Source organism: Nocardiopsis potens DSM 45234 (assembly GCF_000341105.1).
Lineage (GTDB): Bacteria > Actinomycetota > Actinomycetes > Streptosporangiales > Streptosporangiaceae > Nocardiopsis_A > Nocardiopsis_A potens.
This window is the reverse complement of the sequence record NZ_ANBB01000042.1, coordinates 38,103-56,476: the sequence shown is the minus strand read 5'-3', so window position 1 is coordinate 56,476 and position 18,374 is coordinate 38,103. Positions and strand designations below refer to the sequence as shown.

The window sequence follows — 18,374 nt, the reverse complement described above, 5'->3', positions numbered from 1 at the left end:
AGATGTCGCTTTTGCCCTGCCGGGAGGACCCACTTGGGTCACTCTGGGTGACCGGTGAGGGGGTGGTGGGAGCTTCGGGGCTTACTACTCGCTGGTAGATGTAATCGGGGTGCTCTCGCGGTGCGCAGGGCGCCCCCGCCCCTGCCTGTTCCCTGCCGCGAACCCGGCATAGGGGATATGACCACCCTGCTCGGCTCGGGCAGGCCCACCCGCACCGCCGGGGCGCCGCGCCCGGGCGGCCGCCTCCGCCCCGCTCCCCACCGCTGCCGTCGCCGCCTGCTTGAACCTCCGCTCCGCGAGGCGCCGCGCCCGGGTGGGGCCTGCGCCCCGGCCCTACCCTCGCCGTCGCCGCCGGTTTGAGCCTTCGCCCCGTGGGGCGCCGCGCCGAACCGACCGGCCGGTCCCCACCGCTACCGTCGCCGCCGGTTTGAACCCCGGCCCCGTGAGACGCCGTGCCCGGGTGGGGCGCCGGGCCCGGTTCCCACCTGCGCCGTCGCCGCTCGTCTTGACCTTCGCTCCGTGGGGTGCCGCGCCGACCGACCGGCCGGTCCCCCTCGCCGCCCGTTCGAACCTCCGCTCTGCGGGGCGCCGCGCCCAGGTGAGACGCCGGGCCCGGTTCCTACCTGCGCCATCGCTGCCCGCCTTGACCTTCGCTCCGCGAGGCCCCGCGCCGAACCGACCGGCCGGTCCCCACCGCTGCCGTCGCTGCCGGCCTGAACCCTCACCCCGTGAGGCGCCGCGCTCGGGCGACCACCCCCGCCCCGGCCCTGCCTGCGCCGTCGCCGCCTGCTTGAACCCTGGCCCCGTGGGGCGCCGCGCTCGGCTGCGGCGAGACCACCGCCGGGCCGGGCCCGTTCCTTCTGTGCTGCGGACCCGGTTTCCGGGGCCGCCCGCTACTCGGGGGCGCCGGCGCTCTCGCCGCCCCCGCCGTCCTCCGGCCCGCCGGACTCACCGGGCCCGCCGGCCTCGCCGGCCCCGCCCTGGGCGTGCTTCTGCAGCTCGGCGAGGAGTCCGCTCGCACCCTGGAGGTTGCTCATCAAGCGGTCGAGGGTCATCAGGGCCAGCCCCTGCTCGGGGTCGCCGAGGACGAGGAGCTTGGTGCCGGGGGCGATGCCCAGGTCCCGGCGGGCCTGGGCCGGGATCACGATCTGGCCCCGCTCGCTGACCGTCACGGCGCCGTAGAAGCCCCGCCCGCCGGGACCGTAGGAGGCCTTGCTCTCCTCGGTGGCCACCTCATCACCGCTTTCCATCCGCGCACGTGGACGTTTTGCAAAGCGTATCAAGCGAATCATGTCCGGTTCCGGCCAGTCACCGGACTGACCTGCAGGTATGATTTACATGTCATTGCGTGTATAACGTTCTTTGCGGAGAGGGCCCCGGTTCCGCGCACCCGGCGGCCCCTCGCCGCAGACCGACCGGAGCAGAACCGCACCAGGAGGGCCGACCGTGACGACGCCGACCCGCGCCCCCGGGGCCCGCGCCCTCGCGCCCGATCTGGCCCGGGGCGCCATGCTGCTGGCCATCGCCTGCGCGCACGCCCCGCTGTTCACCGCGGCGGCCGGCCGCGCGCCCTCCGCGGCGGACGACATCGCCCTGGTCGCGCACCAGCTCTTCGTGGGCAACCACGCCCGGCCGATGTTCGCGTTCCTGTTCGGCTACGCGCTGGTGCAGATGCTGGACCGGCGGACCGGGCGCGGCGCGTCCTGGCCCGAGGTCCGCCGGCTGCTGCGCCGCCGGGGCTGGTGGCTGGTGGCCTTCGGCGCGCTGCACACGGCGCTGGTCCCGCTGGACATCCTGGCCGTCTACGGGATCACCTCGGTGCTGCTGCTGGGCCTGCTGCGGGCCCGGAACCGGACGCTGCTGTGGGCCGCCGGGATCGCGCTGGTCCCCGCGACCCTCTCCACCGGCATGGGCATGTGGCAGGCGCTGGACCAGGGGGTGACCGTCCTGGAGTCGGGCTCGATCGCGGTCACCGCCGCCCCGCCGCTCCCCGACCGCCTGGCGGTCTGGCCGTTCAGCCTGGTGTTCGGCGGAGCCTCGGTGGCCCCGCCGATGATCATCGGGATCTGGGCGGCCCGGCGGCGGCTGCTGGACGAGCCCGGGCGGCACCGCGCCTTCCTGGTCCGCGCCGCGGTGCTCACCACCGCGGTCTCGGTCCTGGGCGCGGTCCCGGCGATCCTGATCCAGCTGGGCGCCTGGGCCGACCCGTCGGCGGCCGCGGTCTGGGCTGCCTCCTTGGCCCAGCCGCTGACCGGCTACTTCGGCGGGATCGGCCTGGCCGCGATCATCGCGCTGGCCGCGATCGGCGCGGCCCGCACCCGGGGCCCGCTGACCACCGCCGTGGAGGCGCTGGGGCAGCGCTCGATGAGCCTGTACCTGTTCCAGACGGTCGCGTTCCTGGCCGTCTTCCACCCCTACGGCCTCGGCCTCCGGGACGACCTCGGCCCGGCCGGCGCCTTCGGGGTCGCCGGGGCGGTCTGGCTGGTGTCGCTGGCCGCCGCCGACCTCATGCGGCGGGCCGGCCGGAAGGGCCCGGCGGAGGTGCTGCTGCGCCGGCTCGCCTACCCGGCGCCGGCCGCCCGCGCCTCCGCCCCGGCGCCTCCCGGTTGACCCCGGCGCCGCCCCGGCGGCGGGTGCGGCGGGAATGCCTTCCCACCCGATCGGGGCGCGACGCTCTCTGAACGGCACTCTCCGGGAGGAGGCACCGGGCCCCGCCGGCCCCGGGGGGCGGCGGCACGGTTCCAGCCCCAAGGCTCAGGCGGCGGCGAGTGCCGCGTCCTCGGCGCGGTAGTCCAGGTAGCGGGCGGTGAAGGCGGCGTCGGCGACCGGCTCCGGGCCGGCCTCCGCCGCCCGGGCCGGCCAGTCCGGTTCCTCGCGGACCGTCTCGGCGTAGGTGCCGGCCGGCGTGCAGCCGATCCGCTCGGCCGCCGAGGTGCCCAGGACGATCGGGGACTCGGTGTCCCACGGCGTCCGCCCCAGGCCGGAGGCCTCCGTCGCGGGGCGCACCCGCCAGGCGTGGCCGAAGTGCGCGGCGACGGCCTCCGCGATCTCCCGCACGCTCGGCGCACCGGGGTCGGCGCCGTTCAGGGTGCGCGCCGGGGACCTCGGCGGCCCGGTGGACCAGCGCTTTCCCTCCTACCTGTGACCACCCTGCCTCAGGCGGTGCCGATGCGGGCCGCGGTGCCGGTGGTCTCCTCGGCGATCACCGGGCCCAGCGGGGTGTACCCCGTGTCCTGGGCGGTCCCGGCGCCCTCCTCGCCCAGGGCGTAGAGCCAGAAGTCGCGCAGCGCCGCTCCGGCGCCCCCGTCGTAGCCGCACTCGAAGGCGAACACGTGCGCGATCCGCATGATGGGGTACGCCTCCCCCTCCGCCGAGGGGAGGGCGGCCCTGCCGCCGTCCAGTTCCAGCTGCTCGGTGGCCGCCTCCGTGCTGCCGGGGTCCGGGACGACCGGGGAGCCGGAGTCGTTGACGACCGGCAGCGCCGTCAGCTCCATTTCGTCGGCGAAGGAGGCGTTGACGAACCCGATGCCGCCCTGCTCCTCCTGGAGGACCTGGTAGACGCCCTCGTCGCCGGGGGCGGCCACGGCCGCGTCGCCCCAGTCCTCGGGGTCCCACCCGGTGCCCCGCGACGCCAGGTAGTCGGCGAACACCCGGGCGGTGGAGGCCGTGTCGTCGTGGCGGACCGGGACGATCTCCAGGCTCGGCCCCTCCCCGTCCGCCCCCTCCGCGGGGACGGTGCCGGGCAGCCCCGGGTAGTCCAGGTCCTCCCCGCGGTAGAGGCTCGCGAGCCCGTCCGCCGTGAACGCCGTGCCCTCCAGCTCCTCGTTCGCGCTGACCACGGCCACGGCCCCGGTCACCACGGGGAACTGGACGACGGGGCAGCCCCGGGCGGCCTCGGCCGCCTCGACCTCCTCCGCGGTGAGGCCGGCCTCGGCCGACCCGAAGTCGGCCTCGCCGCTGACGAACATCTGCGCCCCCGCGCCCGACCCGACGGCGTCGTAGGAGGCCTCGACGCCCGGCTGCCGCTCGGCGTAGTCCGCGGCCCACCCCTCGAACGCGGCGGCGAGGAAGGTGGAGCCGGCGCCCTGGAAGGCCCCGGACAGGGTCCCCTCGCCGGCGAGGGGCGGCGGTTCGGCGGCCGGGCCGGGCCCGCCGGGCTCCCCGTCGTCCCCGCCGCCGAACCGCGCGGCGGCGATCAGCCCGGATACTCCGATGAGCGCGACCGAGAGCGCCCCGGCGGTCAGGGCCAGGGGGAGCTTCCAGCGGCGGGCCGGGGGCCCGTCCCCCGGCGTCCCGGGCGGGGCCGGGGCGGGCGGCGGCGTTCCCGGGACCGCGGGCGGAGCGGGCCTCGCCGCGTGGGGTTCGGGCGGGGCGGGCCGCGTCCCTCGGGTCTCGGGCGGGGCGGCCGCTCCCGGCCCGTCCCCTCCCCCGTCCCAGTGGGCGCGGATGAGCCCGTCGACGACCGTCGTGTCGTCGGCCCCGGCATCGGCCCCCGCCTCGGCGCCGGGGGCGGGGCCGGCGATCCGGTGCAGCAGCTCCGCCGCCCGCGGGCGGCGGTCCGGGTCCTTGTCCAGGGCCGCGGTGACCGGCTCCCGCAGCTCCTCGGGCAGCCCGCCCAGGTCCGGCTCCTCGTTGAGGATGCGGTACATCAGCGTCTCGGCCCCGCCGCCGCCGAACGGCGAGCGCCCCGTGGCGGCGAAGGCGACCATCGCGCCCCACGCGAACACGTCGGCCTCGGGCCCGCTGACGCCCCGGTAGCGCTCGGGGCTCAGCCAGCCGGGCGAGCCCACCAGGCCGCCGGTCCGGGTCAGGCCGGTCTCGTCGACCGCCCGCGCGATGCCGAAGTCCAGGACCTTGGGGCCGTCCGGGGCGAGGATGACGTTGGACGGCTTGAGGTCGCGGTGCAGGACGCCGGCCGCGTGGATCGCGGCGATCGCCTCGGCCATGCCCGCCGCGACCACCCTCGCCTGCGGCATCGGGATCGCCCCGCCCTGGCGGACCCGCGCCCCCAGGGTCGGCCCGGGCAGGTAGGGGGTGGCGTACCAGGGCTGCCCCGCGCGGGTGTCGTGCGCCAGCACCGGGGCGATGCAGCGCGCCCGGACCCGGCGCATCAGCTCGACCTCGCCGGCGAAGCGGGCCCGGAACTCCGCGTCGCCCGCGTACTCGGGCCGCACGACCTTGATCGCCACCCATGCCCCGGCCGGGTCGGTCGCGGCGAGGACCACCCCCATGCCGCCCGCGCCGAGCCTGCCGTGCACGGTGAACGGCGGGACCGACCGGGGGTCGGCGGGTTCGAGCGGGGCGAGGCCGGCGGGCGCTCGGAAGGGGTGGGCCATCGGAGTCCTCGGGGGTCGGGGCTCCCTCCCCCGGCACGGCGCCGCGGCCGTGCCCCGTGCGGGGAGGAGGACGTTCACGCGGTTCGGACGCCCCATTCTCCCGAATCGTTCACTCCTGCCGCACCCGCCCCGGCCCGGAGCCGGACCGGCCCCGGCGCCGGGCCCCGGGAGGCGCCCGGCCCGCGCAGCGCGGGGGGGCACCCGCCTGGTCGGCCGCCCGGGGCGACCCGGTCGGCCGGCCACCGCGCGACGCCGCCGCCCTTGGCGCCCACCTCCAGGCAGTGCCCCCCGGGTCCGGCCCCGGTCTCCGCCAGCCGCTCGGTGGTCACCGGGTCGTAGGCGGCGGCCAGGAGGCGGTGCCGGTCGAAGGCGTGCTCGCTGTGGTCGTCGAAGAGGTGGCGGGAGGGCGCCGCGTTCCCGGGCGCCTCGGTCGCGGTGTCGGTCATCTGTACTCCTTCTCCTTGCTTCCGTCTGCTCTGCGTTCGGTGCCGCGGGCGCGGTCCGCGGCGGCGGCCTCGGCGGCGGCGCGGGAGAGGGCGGCCGTGCACACCTTGCCGGTGGGGCCGAGCGGCGGCTCCGGCAGGACCGCCACGTGCTCGGAGGAGTTTGCGGACGTCCAGGCCGCGCTCGTCGCGGAGGAAGGCCAGCAGGTCCTCGCGGGCCGGCGGGGGCGTGCCGGGCCCGGGGACCACGCAGGCGCACATCCGCTCGCCCGGGTCGGGATCGGGCACCGGCAGGCGGTGCGCCTCGGCCGGGGCCGGGTGCGCGCCCAGTTCGCGCTCCACCTCGGCCGGGGAGATGTCGACCCCGCCGCGGATCACCGCCCGGCGGAGCCGGTCCACCGCCCGGAGCCGCCCTTCGGCGTCGATCAGCCCCAGGTCGCCGGGGCGCACCCAGCCGCCCGGGGCCCTGCGGTCGGCGTCCAGCCCGGGCGCGTCCACGTGGCACATCGGCGTCATCGGCCCCAGCGCCCAGATCTCCCCGGTCTCCCCCGGCGGGACCGGCCGGCCCCCGGGGTCGCGGATGCTCACCTCGGCGACGCCGGAGGCGGGGTGCCCGGCGACGCCGGGCTCCCAGGCGCCGGGGTCGCGCCCGGTGTGGCGGTTGGCGCCGCCGGTGGAGCCGTAGACGTCGACCACCGGGCGGCCGAACCGCCGCAGGCAGGCGTCGCGGACCTCGCGGTGCAGCGGCGCGCCGCCGGCCACCACCGTGCGCAGCGCGGAGGCGTCGGCCTCCTCCGGCAGCTCGGCGATGCGGCGCAGCATGGTCGGCACCCCGATCAGGTGGGTGGGGCGGTGCCGCTGCACCGCGCGCAGCGCGGCGGCCGGGTCGAACCGGGGCAGCAGCACCAGGGTGCCGCCGTACCGGGCCGGCGTCACCGGGGCCCCGCAGGAGCCGAAGGAGGAGGCCAGGGAGACCAGCACCAGGTTGCGCATCGGGCCCGGGCCGGTGTGCAGTGCGGCCGGGTAGTCGCCCCGGCCCCCCGCCATGGCGTTGTGCGTGTAGGCGACCATGGCCGGCTCGCCCTCGGAGCCGGAGGAGAGCAGGATGCGGGCCGGGGCCTCCAGGGCCGGGCGGGCCGGGGACCAGCCGGCGGCCCTCCGCCCGGCCCCGGATGCCCGGAGGGGCGGCCGCGTCCCGCTAGGATGCGCCCCTGTCCGATGGAACAGCACCTCAGCGGGGGGATCGATGAGCACCGAGGGAAGCACCAAAGCCGTGGTCATGGCCTTAGCGGCCAACCTGGGGATCGCGGCGACCAAATTCGCGGCCTACGCGCTGACCGGCTCGTCCTCGATGCTGGCCGAGTCCATCCACTCGGTGGCCGACTCCAGCAACCAGGCGCTGCTGCTGATCGGCGGCAAGCGGGCCAAGCGGCGCGCCACCCCCGACCACCCGTTCGGCTACGGCCGCGAGCGCTACATCTACGCGTTCCTGGTGGCGATCGTGCTGTTCAGCCTGGGCGGGCTGTTCGCGCTCTACGAGGCCTGGCACAAGATCAGCGACCCGCATCCGATCACCGCCTGGCACTGGGTGCCGGTGGTGGTGCTGCTGGTCGCGGTCGCCCTGGAGTCGACGGCGCTGCGCACCGCGGTCAAGGAGTCCAACGCGGTGCGCGGCCGCGCGAGCTGGGTCCAGTTCATCCGCCGCTCCAAGTCGCCGGAGCTCCCGGTGATCCTGCTGGAGGACACCGGCGCCCTGATCGGCCTGGTCTTCGCGCTGGCCGGGGTGAGCCTCACCCTGATCACCGGCAACGGCATCTGGGACGGCCTGGGCACCGCCGCCATCGGCCTGCTGCTGGTGGCCATCGCGATCGTGCTGGCCGTCGAGGTGAAGAGCCTGCTGCTCGGCGAGTCCGCCTCCGACGAGCACGTGCGCCGGATCGAGGCGGCCATCACCGGCACCGAGGACGTCGACGGCGTCATCCACATGCGCACCATGCACCTGGGCCCGGAGGAGCTGCTGGTCGCCGCGAAGATCGCGGTGGACGCCCAGGACGACGCGGGCCGGGTGGTGCGCGCCATCAACGCGGCCGAGGCGCGCATCCGCGAGGAGGTCCCCATCGCCCGGCTCATCTACATCGAACCGGACGTCCTGCGCACCGGCCGGACCCCGGCGGGCGCGCAGAGCGGCTGACCCCGGCCCCGGCGCCGCGAGGGGCGGAGCACCCTGACCACCGCCCTGAAGCGGGCGGGGTGCTCAGCCCAGCAGGGCCGCGACCGCCTCGGCCGGGGCCGGGTGGCGGTCCAGCAGGGCCGCCGCCCCCGGGTGCGCGGGCCCGCCCGCGGCGGGGGCCGCGGCGGGCCACTCGGCCTCCACCCCGAGCAGGGCGGCCACCGCGTCGCCGGCCGCCCGGTTCCCGGTGAGCAGGTCGGCGACCGGCCCGGCCGGGGCCGCGCCGACCGGGGGCCCGGCCTGCGGCTCCGGCTCCGCCCACGGCGGCGTCCACGCGTCCAGCGCGGGCAGGGACCCCGGGAAGGTCCGCCCGGCCTCCCGGAGCAGCACCGGGACCATCTCCCCGGCGTGCTCCTTCAACGTGGTGATCAGGGACGGCAGCCACGGCAGCAGCACCCGGTCCGGGAGCCGCCCGAAGGCGTCCGAGATCGCCTCCACCACGAACGGCGCCAGCATCGGCACCGGGGAGAGCGCCTGCACGAACCCGCTCAGGTACTGCGGGAACGCCGGCACCACCAGCGGGTTGTCCAGCAGCTCCGCGCAGCGGCGGCGCAGCTCGGCCAGCGGCAGCAGGTCGAGCCGGTTCTCCGCCGCCCACAGCAGCGCCGTCTTGGCCGGCTGCGAGGGGTGCGACTGCTTGACCGCCAGCTCCAGCTGGGTCCGCTCGCAGCCCAGCGCCAGCGCGGTGTTCTCCAGCGTGAGCAGGAACCCGAGCATCGCGGCGACCTGCCGGATGCCGACCGCGTCGTCGGTGAAGGAGGTCGGCAGCATCGTGCAGTAGTGCGCGAAGCCGGTGGTCACGAACGCCTCGCACCACTTGGGCAGCGCCGGTTCGGTGGCCCGGTAGTGCCCGAGCAGCCGGCGGAACCGGCGCAGCACCTCGGGGGCGCCGTCGACGGTCCGCTCCGCGGCGAGCAGCTGCACGGCGCGCTCGCCCAGCTCCTCGGTGAGCCGCGGGGACTCCAGCAGCAGGATGGACTCCTCCACCGACTCCAGCGCCGAGGCCGCGGTGGCCTTGGCCCCCCAGGCGGCGGCGCGCAGCCGCTGCTCCAGCACCTGCTCGACGGTGACGCCCTCGTAGCCGAGCTCGATCAGCGCCCGCTGGTTGCGGCCGAGCGCCACGTCCCAGCTCTCCTGGTGCGAGCGCTCGCCCAGCTCCAGCGCGCCGGTGATGGGTCGGGCCACGTCGCCGGGGAGCAGCCGGCGCAGCCGCCACAGCAGCCGGGAGCACGGCTCCAGGTGCGGGTCGGCCCGCAGGTCGATCAGGACCCGGTGCACCCCGCTCTTCTTCGGCATGCCCAGCGGGTCGAGCCGGTCGTACAGGTCCTGGACCAGCGGCGGGAGGGCTTCGTAGCCGACCTCGCCGATCCGGTCGCCGCCGAGCAGGATCTCGCAGAGCCGCCGCACGTCGCGCCGGCCCGGGACGGTGTCCTTCTCGATGCAGGTGATCGCCGCGTCCTGGAAGTCGTACGGCGTGGGGCGGGCCCGGTTGCGCATCCCCGCCAGCAGCACCGACGTCTCATAGACCGCGATGGCGTCGGCGGTGCTGGCCAGGTAGCCGTTGCGGCGCGCCAGTCGGACGATCTCGACGCACCAGCCGACCAGCTCCGCCTCGTCCAGCGGGTCCATCACCGGCGGGCTGGACAGGAACCCGGTCAGCCGGTCGGCGACCGCCTGCGGCGCGGCGGGCGCCTTGGCCCGGCCCTTGCCGCGCTTGCGGGCGCCCCGCTGGCCCTTGAGCACGAACGGCTCGGCGCCCCTGGCGGAGACGTGCTTGTCCCAGGTCGCCGCGGCGATCGACACCGACCCGCCGGCCAGCCCGAACTGGGCCTCGATGGCCGAGTGGCTGGACGGGATGAGGCCGTACAGCCAGGAGGTGCCGGTGCCGGGGGTGATCTCGAAGCCGTCGGACTCCGGTTCGGTGCCGAACTCCGCCACCCGGCTGGCGGCATGGAACGCGCCGCACACGTACATCGCCTCGCCCGGGTCGCCGCCGGTGGCGGCCAGGTGCTCCCGGATCCGGGTCCACATGTACCGCTCGCGGTCCTCGTCGATGGAGACCCGGTCCCCACCGGAGGGGGCCAGCCGCCGGAACAGGCTGCCGATCATCACCATGACCTGGCGGTAGGTGTCGTAGTCCGCGCCGGCCAGCGGCTGCTCGACGTACTGGTCCCACCACTCCGACCAGTGCCGGACCCGGCCGTGGCGGAGCAGGTGCTCCTCCAGTTCGGCGAAGCGCGGCCGCAGGTCGCCGATCTCGACGCCGACCGCGCCGCCGTGCATGGCGGCGTTCTCGTCGTCGGCGGCGTCCTCTGCCGCCCCGGCCGGCGGCGCCGGCGCGGGGGCCGGCGCGGCGGCCTCGGGCTCGCCGTCGGCGCCGTCGGCCCGCTGGTAGGCGGGGTCCCACTGGAACACGTGGTCCACCGACCGGTCCACCAGGACCAGTTCGACCCCGGGGTCGTCCAGCGCGTAGGCGATGGCCTGGTACTCGGCGGAGGTCTCGGTGATCGGCGCGACCACGCTGAGCGGGCCCGCGCCGGGCGGGAAGCCCTCCAGGTCGGTGGCGAAGGCCTGCAGCGCCACCGGCAGGCGGCAGTTGCGCAGCTCCTCCAGGAGCGGCCGGAGGTCCTCGCAGAGCTCCAGGTAGACGGTCTTGGGGCGCTTCTCGCGCAGCCGGCGCGCCATGGACAGCGCGGAGGCCGGCGAGTGGTGGCAGACCGGGAAGATCTCCAGCTTCTCGGCGAGTGCCCGGTCGACGTCGTCGACCATGCCGGACAGGATCTCGGCGGGGGCGCCGGCGAACTCGGCCGCGGCGGCGCCCAGCTGGTCCCGGAGTGCGCGGAACGGGCTGGTGTCCGTCATCGCTTCGGTCGTCTCGCTCATCAGGAGAGGGTTTCGATCGCCTGCTTGCCGCCCTCCAGGAACTCCGTCCATTCGCCCCCGGAGGACTTGCTGTGCTTCTCGACCACCCCGTGCCAGAACTTGTTCATGATGGTCAGGTCCTCGGGGTTGCGGCGGACCAGCGAGCCCACCATCGACCCGGCGAGGGTCTGGGCGCGCAGCGTGCTGTCGCCGAAGAACCGGCTGTGCAGGATGGCGTCCTCCAGCACGCCGATCTGCTCGGCGGTGGACAGCGCCGACTCCAGCTTCTCGTCGTCGCTGGTGGCCGACTCGGCGGCGGCGCGCAGGTCGGTGAAGCTCTGCAGCAGGATGTCCAGCAGGGTGAGCGGCACCTCCAGGTCGATGCTGTGCCGGCGGAGCAGCTCGGTGGTGCGGAACCGGACGATCTCGCTCTCGCTGCGCTTGTTGGTGACCACCGGGATGCGCACGAAGTTGAACCGCCGCTTGAGCGCGGAGGAGAGGTCGTTGACGCCCTTGTCCCGGCTGTTGGCGGTGGCGATGATGGAGAACCCGGGCTTGGCGAAGACGGTGTTGTCCTCGTCCAGCTCGGGGATGGACACGTACTTCTCGGACAGGATCGAGATCAGCGCGTCCTGCACGTCGCTGGTGGAGCGGGTGAGCTCCTCGAACCGGCCGATGGCGCCCTGCTCCATCGCGGTCATGATCGGCGAGGGGATCATCGACTCCCGGGACTGGCCCTTGGCGATCACCATGGACACGTTCCAGGAGTACTTGATGTGGTCCTCGGTGGTGCCCGCGGTGCCCTGCACGACCAGGGTGGAGTCGCGGCAGATCGCGGCGGACAGCAGCTCGGCCAGCCAGCTCTTGCCGGTGCCGGGGTCGCCGATGAGCAGCAGGCCGCGGTCGGAGGCCAGGGTCACGATGCTGCGTTCGACGAACGTGCGGTCGCCGAACCACTTCTGCGGGATCTCCCGGTCCAGGCCGTCGGAGGGCTCGGAGCCGAGGATGAACAGCCGCACCATCTTGGGGCTGAGCCGCCAGGAGAACGGCTTGGCGCCGTCGTCCACCGACTCCAGCCACTCCAGCTCTTCGGCGTACTTGACCTCGGCGGGGGCGCGCAGCATGTCGGACATGGGTGGGTCTCCTAGTCCAGGAAGTTCTTGAGTTCGAAAACGAGCTTGTCGATGTTGCCGGACAGGACGGGGGTGCCCATGTCCTTGAAGCGCTGGCGGAACCAGGGGTTGACCATCTGCCGGCCGCCGCTGGTCACCGAGCCGACCGGGATGAAGCGGACGCCGGAGCGGTGCAGCGACTCCATGCCGTTGAACACCTCCTGCTCCCGCCATTCGAAGAAGTCGGAGATCCAGGCGACCACGGTGTTCTTCGGGTCGGTGATCTTGGGCCGGACCTGCTCCATGGCGACGGTGCCGTCGGTGCCGCCGCCGAGCTTGGTACGGAGCAGCGTCTCGAACGGGTCGTGCACCCACGGGGTGAGGTCCAGCGCCCGGGTGTCGTAGGCGACCAGGTGCACGTCGACCTTGGGCAGCCCGGCGAAGATCGACGCGAGGATGGTGCAGTTGACCATCGAGTCGACCATGGAGCCGGACTGGTCGACCACCACGATCATCCGGGCCGGCTCGACCCGCTTGGCGGTGTGCCGGTAGAACAGCCGGTCGACGTAGAGCCGCTGGTCCTCGGGGTTGTAGTTGGGCAGGTTCTTCCAGATGGTGCGGTCCAGGTCGAGGTTGCGGAACACCCGCTTGGGCGGGACCGACCGGTCGATCTTGCCGGTGCTGGTCTTCTCCACCCGGGTGCGCAGCACCTGGGAGACCTCGTCGACGAACCGCTTGATCAGCGCCTTGGCGTTGGCCAGCGCCACCCCGGACAGGTTGTGCTTGTCGTGCAGCAGCTGCTCGATCAGCGACATGCTCGGGGTGAGCCGCTTGGCGAGCCTGGGGTCGCCGAGGACCTCGCGCAGCCGCATCCGGCGCACCAGGTCGCCCTCGATGTCCCCGAGCGTCCCGGACAGGCCCTCGCCGTTCGGGCGGGAGCGCAGCTCGCCCGGCCGGTGGCCGCAGGCGCGCTCCAGCCACCCGGCGTCGGCCTGCCACTCGGCGAGCCGGGAGGCGCTGACGTCGCCGGAGCCGGTGGCGAACACGTTCAGCAGCAGCTTCGACACCAGGGCGGCGCGGCGCACCGCCTCGGCGCCGGCCGGGCCGTCGTCGTCGCCGGCGGCCAGGGCCTCCTCCGACATCAGGCCGTCGAACTCGGCGGCCAGCTCCGGGAAGCGCTGCACCACGGTGTCCACGCTGGTGCCCGGGTCGAGCAGCGCCGGGGGCAGGCCGATGTCGTCGACGACGGCGACGCCGGCCGACTCCAGGGCGGGCTGCTCCTCGTCCCCGAAGAGGCGGGACAGCAGCCGCCAGTAGAGCACCTGGCGGCGGTTCTGGTCAGGGTTGACCGCGGTCTCCTCCGCTGCCCCGCTCATTTGCGCAGCAGCCTTCCGGAGCGCTCGCGGAGCACGTTGACCGCGTCGTAGCGGGCCTCGGCCTTGGCGACCTTGGGGTCGGTGGGGCCCATCGCCCAGTCGGCGGTGTGCACCTCGGCGGGCTTGCGCTTGATGGTGGTCTGCACCGCGAGCGGCTGCACCGACCAGCGGCCGGCGTCCCAGCGGAGCAGGCCGATGCAGGCCGAGGAGGCGGCGACCAGCTTCTCGGTGAGCGGGCCGCAGCCGGGCAGCCGGCCGGTGTCGACCGGGAGCACCGCGTCGCCGAGGTCGAAGGCCGGGCCGCCGTCGGCGGCGGTCCCCTTCTTGTAACCCTCCAGCAGCACCGGTTCGGCGATCCGCACCGGGTGCCGCTCCAGCGGCGGCACGGCCGGGGCGTGGGCGACGGGCAGCGCCACCCGGGCGGTGCTGAACGGGTCGGCCGGCTCGTCCAGCCCGGCCAGCTCCTCCTGCCAGATCAGGTCGCCGCCGTCCAGCAGCGGCATGCCCTCGATCTTCACGGAGCGCTTGTCGGCCAGCGCGCCGAGCAGCACCTGGTGGTCGGTGAGCAGGTTCCACACCCCCGGGCCGACGATCACGTCGACCTTGGGCGCGGATACCGCGGCGCGTACCAGCCGCGCCGGGCCGCCGTCGGCGGGTTCGAAGATCGCGTGCACCTGGAGCTGGACGGCGGTGCCGTGCTCGTGCACGTCGGCACCGAGCGGCAGCAGCCGGCCGGTGGCCGGGGCGGCGGTCCCGGACGGGCCGGCCTGCGCGGCGTCCTGGGTGAGCAGGACCGCGCGGGCCCACAGGTCGGCCCAGCGGCGGGTGGGCAGCCCCTCCATGGCGGCGACGGGCGCGTTGGCCTGGAGCTCGGCGGCCAGGCCGTCGAGCAGTACCGCGGCGCGGCGCCGCTCCGGGTCGCCGAGCAGCGCCTCGATGGCCTGGTCGGCGCCGCCGGCGATGTCCCGGTCCACGCCCCGCCAGCCGATGACTGCGAGTTCGGTGAGCCAGGAGCGGACGCCGCCGAGCGGGCCGGTGGGCGCCTCGGCGGGCTCGTCCGGTTCGGGGTCGGCGTCTCGGGTGCGGCCCAGGGCGGTGTCGGCGGCGGCGAGCAGCGCGTCGTGCACCGCCCCGATCAGCGCGCTGCGCGCGCCGGCCAGCGCGGCGGTCTGGGCGTCGCCGATGGTGCCGGAGCCGATCGCATCGGCGGCCTCGCGCACCAGGGCGCCCAGCGGGGTGGCGGCCATCGCACCGGCCAGGTCGGCCAGGGCCCGGGTCTGCTCGGCGCCGGGGCGCCCCAGGCCGTTCTCCAGTGCCCGGTCGAACACGGCGACCAGGTCCAGGGCCTCGTCGACGCCGGAGGGAGCGGCGGAGGTCAGTTCGGCGGTCTGTGCGGGCAGCATCAGCTCATCGCCCCCGTGGCCGGAAACCAGTGCATCTCGGGCAGCGGCGCGGTGGCGCCGGGAAGCTCCAGGTAGGACAGGTAGCGCAGGAACCGGTTGAACACGGCCCCGGACTCCTCCCGCACGGGGCCGCCGCCGAACGCGCGCGCCATGTCGTAGGGGCCGGCGTCCTCCTCCACCTGGATCTTGAGGTAGTCGGTGACGCGGCGCAGCCCGTACTGGGAGACCGCCTCGGTGAGCAGTGCCTGCAGGTGCTTGCAGGGGAAGCCGCCCAGCCCGCCGCAGGGGCGGTTGTTGTTGGTGCCGCAGCTGAACGTGTGCGTCCCGGCGGTGAACGAGGAGACGTAGACCCGCGCGATGTCGGATCCGCTGGAGACGACGCCCTGCAGTCTCCCGTCGGCCAGCTCCACGAACGGCACCTTGGCCAGCTTCCGCGGCTTGGCGGGCGGCAGCACGGTCACCGCGCTCGCCCGGCCGACGTCGAAGCCTTCGGATTCCACGGCATCACCTTCTAATACGACAGATGAGGGGTAGGCGGCGCGGAGAGCCCGTGCCGCCCGTCGGTGTGCGACGCGCCATGTCTATCGGATCTCTGCGACAAACCCGACCTCGTCCCTCCCACCGGGACCGCGGACCCCTCGGAACCGCCGGGCCGCCCGCACTCCCCTGCCCCGACCCGTCTCCCGGCCGGTCCGGCGGCCGGGCCCCCTGGGTGATTCCCCACCCCGCGCACCGGCTTTCCCGCCGCCCCTACTTCCACCTCTGTTTTTCTTCCCCTACCATTCAGAATTCCCCTCCGGGCCCACGGCGGCGAAATGTACCCTCTTCCGTTCTCCGAGTTCTCCGTACGCAATAGGTGGACGCGAAGATACGATTCCGGCATCATCGGATCGGAGCGCCCCCGGAGGCGACGGGGCCGCTCCGCGTCGCCGCTTTCCCCAGCGGTGCAGTGGATCCGCCCGTGCCGAGCGCGTTCTGACGGAGTGCCGATGAAGATCGACCTTTCGATGCAGGGGCCCAGCAGCGGCACCGAGTCCCGGTCGCTGTACAGGTGGCTGCAGGAGAAAACCCGAGAACTGCACGCGGAAGGCGTGAGCCTCGCCCCCGCGGGCGGGCCCGACCCCCTACCGGGTCAAATGGGAACGGTTTTCGAGATCGTCCAGTTCGTTTTCGACAACGTGGCCCAGTACGGGGCGCTGGCCGTGGCGATCGCCTCCTGGCGGCGCGCCCACCACTCCCGCTGCTCGGTCCAGCTGGAGCGCGACGGTGTGAAGATCACCCTCACCGAGGCGGAACTCGACGACGCCGAGGCGATAGCGCGTGCCTTCGAGCGGCTCGCCGGAGCCTCCGGCACCGACGCCGAGGAGCGGCGCCCCGATTCCGAAGGCGGTGAAGCCTCCGGCGGAGACGGTTCCGAGGAGGCCGAATGAGCGGGCAGGACCGCTCGGAGGCGGAGGAGAACAGCAGGCCGAACGGTCCCGGTGACCGGATCGACCCCGCCCGGTCTGCGTGCGTGCTGATCGGGGTCGGCGGCTACGAATCGCTCCCACCGCTGCCCTCCGTCCGGCGCAGCGTCACCGATCTGAAACGCGCCCTGGCCGACCCGGAGATCTGGGGCGTCCCCGAGAGCCGGATCAAGACGGTGCTCGATCCCGCCTCCCCCGGCGACCTCACCGGGCCGATCTACGAGACCGCCGAACTGGCCGAGGACGCCCTGGTCGTCTACTACGCCGGACACGGGCTGCTCGGTTGGGACGAGCAGCTCCACCTGACCCCGACCAGCATGATCAGCGGGCGTTGGGAGACCGCGCTGGAGTTCCGCCGGCTCCGCGAGATCCTGAAGGAGTCCGGAAGGCACGCCAGGCGGCGCATCCTGATCCTCGACTGCTGCTTCAGCGGCAGGGCGCTGGAGACCGGCGCGATGGCCGCCGGGGACGGCGCCCGGCTCCCCCGGCCCCGCCAGGTGGAGATCGACGGCTCCTACGTGCTGACCTCCACCACCGGCAGCGCCCCGTCCGACGCTCCGCCGACGGAGACCCACACCTCCTTCACCGGTGCGCTCATCGAGGTGCTGAACCAAGGGGACCCCGAGAACCCGGGCGCCGAGGGGCTCTCCCTGGACCGCATCCACCAGCTGGTGAAGAAGAGACTCGTCGCCAAGGGGCTCCCCGAACCGCAGGGGCTGGACCACAACGGCGTCGGCGATCTGCCGTTCGTGCGCAACCGGAAGGCGTTCCCTCCGCCGCCGGCCCCGGCGGGGCACTCCCGCCGCACCGTGCTCGCCGCCGCTGCGGTGACCGGTGTCCTCGGCCTGGCCGCCGGCGCGGTCGGCGGCTTCACCGCCCACGACCGGATCCGGGCGGACGCCGGGAACACCGCCTCCATCCCCGGTCCCTGCGGCGGCGACGGGAAGGCGGTCATCCTCGACGTCTCCGACGACCTCGACCGCGCACCGGAGAACGAGCACATGGGCAGCCGCGTGGAAGGGCTGTCCGCCCTCGCCCTGGCCGGCGAGGGCGGCGCGGCGCTGGCACTGCGCGACAACGAGCCGGCCCAGGTCTTCTCCCTGTCCCTGGGAGGTCCCGGGTCCTTGGAGCCCTCCGTCACCGGGCTGCAGATGCTGTATCAGGAGAACGGCGACCGGTTCACCAAGTTCGACGGCGAGGGGCTGGTCCTGGAGAACGGCGGGGAGACCGTTCTGGCCTCCTCCGAGAGCGGGCCGGCCGTCCGCCGCTTCCGGATCGAGGACGGGCGCCAGGTGGGCGATCCGCTGCCGCTGCCCGAAGAGTTCCGCTACTCACCGGACGGCAACGCCCAGAGCGGCCGCAGCCTCGAGGCCCTGGCCGCCACCCCGGACGGCGCCTACCTGTACGCGGGCATGGAGGGCCCGATCCTCGGCGACTACGACGTGCACGGCCGCCACCAGGTGCGCATCCAGCGCTACCAGGGCGAGCCCGGCGGCGACTACACCCTCGACCGGCAGTTCGGCTACCAGACGGAGGTGGGCCTCTACCTGGTCGAACTGGCGGCGATCGACGAGGATCGGCTGCTCGCGCTGGAGCGCGGATACCTCAGCGGCCTGGGGAACGGCATCCGCGTCTTCGAGATCGACCTCGGCGGCGCCGACGACGTCACCGGCGAGGTCCTCGACTGGAACGCCACCGACCTGCTGGTCTCCAAGACGCTCCTGTTCGACATGGCGAACTGCCCCGAAGGCGACATCACCTCCGAGGAGACCCAGCCCAACCAGCTGCTGCAGAACGTCGAGGGGATGGCCCTCGGCCCCGAGCTGGGCCGCGCCGACGCGGACGACCCCGACCTGGCGGGCCACCGCTCCCTGTACCTGATCGCCGACAACAACGGCCGCCCCGCCCAGTCCACCCGGGTCTACTCCTTCGCCCTCGACCTCCGCTGAAGCGGAACACCGAGCCCAGACGGAGCCGCCGCCCCCGCCCGACCCCGGCCCCGACCACCCCGGCAGGGCCAGGCGCCCCACCTGAGCACGGCACCCCACGAGGCCAGGGTTCAAGCAGGCAGCGAAGGCGGGACGACGGCAGGAAGAGGGCATGCCGGCCAGTCAGTCGAGTGCGACGCCCCACAGAGCAAAGGTTC

At 74.6% G+C, this 18,374-nt stretch carries 13 protein-coding genes; 4 read left to right on the top strand and 9 right to left on the bottom strand.

The features are described from left to right. Positions 1 to 893: 893 nt before the first annotated feature. Positions 894 to 1,250: an AbrB/MazE/SpoVT family DNA-binding domain-containing protein gene (locus D459_RS31925; protein WP_051065459.1), complete on the bottom strand. Its 357-nt coding sequence runs from the start codon at positions 1,248 to 1,250 to the stop codon at positions 894 to 896. A 196-nt stretch (positions 1,251 to 1,446) separates the two neighbouring features. On the opposite strand from D459_RS31925, the gene D459_RS0116805 reads away from it, so the two are divergent. Beyond that, complete coding sequence (locus tag D459_RS0116805; protein WP_017594174.1) at positions 1,447 to 2,610, top strand: DUF418 domain-containing protein; 1,164 nt, start codon at positions 1,447 to 1,449, stop codon at positions 2,608 to 2,610. Positions 2,611 to 2,754: 144 nt separating this feature from the next. Here the strand turns inward: D459_RS0116805 and D459_RS0116800 are convergent, their stop codons facing one another. The 3 genes from D459_RS0116800 to D459_RS31915 all read right to left on the bottom strand — a co-directional run bounded on the left by D459_RS0116800 (position 2,755) and on the right by D459_RS31915 (position 7,060). Next, complete coding sequence (locus tag D459_RS0116800) at positions 2,755 to 3,057, bottom strand: hypothetical protein (protein ID WP_017594173.1); 303 nt, start codon at positions 3,055 to 3,057, stop codon at positions 2,755 to 2,757. A gap of 98 nt (positions 3,058 to 3,155) precedes the next feature. Then, entirely contained in the window at positions 3,156 to 5,336 is a 2,181-nt protein-coding gene (locus D459_RS33725; RefSeq protein ID WP_017594172.1) for a serine/threonine-protein kinase, read from the bottom strand. Positions 5,337 to 5,410: 74 nt separating this feature from the next. Beyond that, on the bottom strand, positions 5,411 to 7,060 hold the full coding sequence (locus tag D459_RS31915; RefSeq protein ID WP_241485065.1) for a class I adenylate-forming enzyme family protein: 1,650 nt from the start codon (positions 7,058 to 7,060) through the stop codon (positions 5,411 to 5,413). Here D459_RS31915 and D459_RS0116780 point away from each other — a divergent pair. Further along, positions 7,026 to 7,970, top strand: coding sequence for a cation diffusion facilitator family transporter (locus tag D459_RS0116780; RefSeq protein WP_017594171.1), 945 nt, complete (start codon positions 7,026 to 7,028; stop codon positions 7,968 to 7,970). The genes D459_RS31915 and D459_RS0116780 overlap by 35 nt on opposite strands. 63 nt (positions 7,971 to 8,033) lie before the next feature. Here the strand turns inward: D459_RS0116780 and D459_RS0116775 are convergent, their stop codons facing one another. The 5 genes from D459_RS0116775 to D459_RS0116755 are packed head-to-tail and all read right to left on the bottom strand — an operon-like array spanning position 8,034 to position 15,262. After that, positions 8,034 to 10,892 (bottom strand): DUF5682 family protein, encoded by a 2,859-nt coding sequence (locus D459_RS0116775; RefSeq protein WP_017594170.1) that lies wholly within the window; start codon positions 10,890 to 10,892, stop codon positions 8,034 to 8,036. Next, positions 10,892 to 12,004 carry an ATP-binding protein gene (locus D459_RS0116770; protein WP_017594169.1) on the bottom strand — a complete coding sequence of 371 codons (1,113 nt, stop codon included), beginning with the start codon at positions 12,002 to 12,004 and terminating at the stop codon, positions 10,892 to 10,894. Before D459_RS0116770 ends, D459_RS0116775 begins: the two co-directional genes overlap by 1 nt. Before the next feature lie 11 nt (positions 12,005 to 12,015). Further along, positions 12,016 to 13,359, bottom strand: a complete 1,344-nt coding sequence (locus tag D459_RS0116765) for a vWA domain-containing protein (RefSeq protein ID WP_017594168.1) — start codon at positions 13,357 to 13,359, stop codon at positions 12,016 to 12,018. Next, positions 13,356 to 14,762, bottom strand: coding sequence for a hypothetical protein (locus D459_RS0116760; RefSeq protein WP_017594167.1), 1,407 nt, complete (start codon positions 14,760 to 14,762; stop codon positions 13,356 to 13,358). The genes D459_RS0116765 and D459_RS0116760 overlap by 4 nt, the downstream gene beginning before the upstream one ends. Further along, positions 14,762 to 15,262 carry a hypothetical protein gene (locus D459_RS0116755; protein ID WP_017594166.1) on the bottom strand — a complete coding sequence of 167 codons (501 nt, stop codon included), beginning with the start codon at positions 15,260 to 15,262 and terminating at the stop codon, positions 14,762 to 14,764. Before D459_RS0116755 ends, D459_RS0116760 begins: the two co-directional genes overlap by 1 nt. Positions 15,263 to 15,577: 315 nt before the next feature. Here D459_RS0116755 and D459_RS31910 point away from each other — a divergent pair, with 315 nt between their 5' ends. Both D459_RS31910 and D459_RS0116745 read left to right on the top strand, forming a co-directional pair. Beyond that, positions 15,578 to 16,192: an effector-associated constant component EACC1 gene (locus D459_RS31910; protein ID WP_338044425.1), complete on the top strand. Its 615-nt coding sequence runs from the start codon at positions 15,578 to 15,580 to the stop codon at positions 16,190 to 16,192. After that, positions 16,189 to 18,177, top strand: a complete 1,989-nt coding sequence (locus tag D459_RS0116745; protein WP_017594164.1) for an esterase-like activity of phytase family protein — start codon at positions 16,189 to 16,191, stop codon at positions 18,175 to 18,177. Before D459_RS31910 ends, D459_RS0116745 begins: the two co-directional genes overlap by 4 nt. Positions 18,178 to 18,374: the final 197 nt, after the last annotated feature.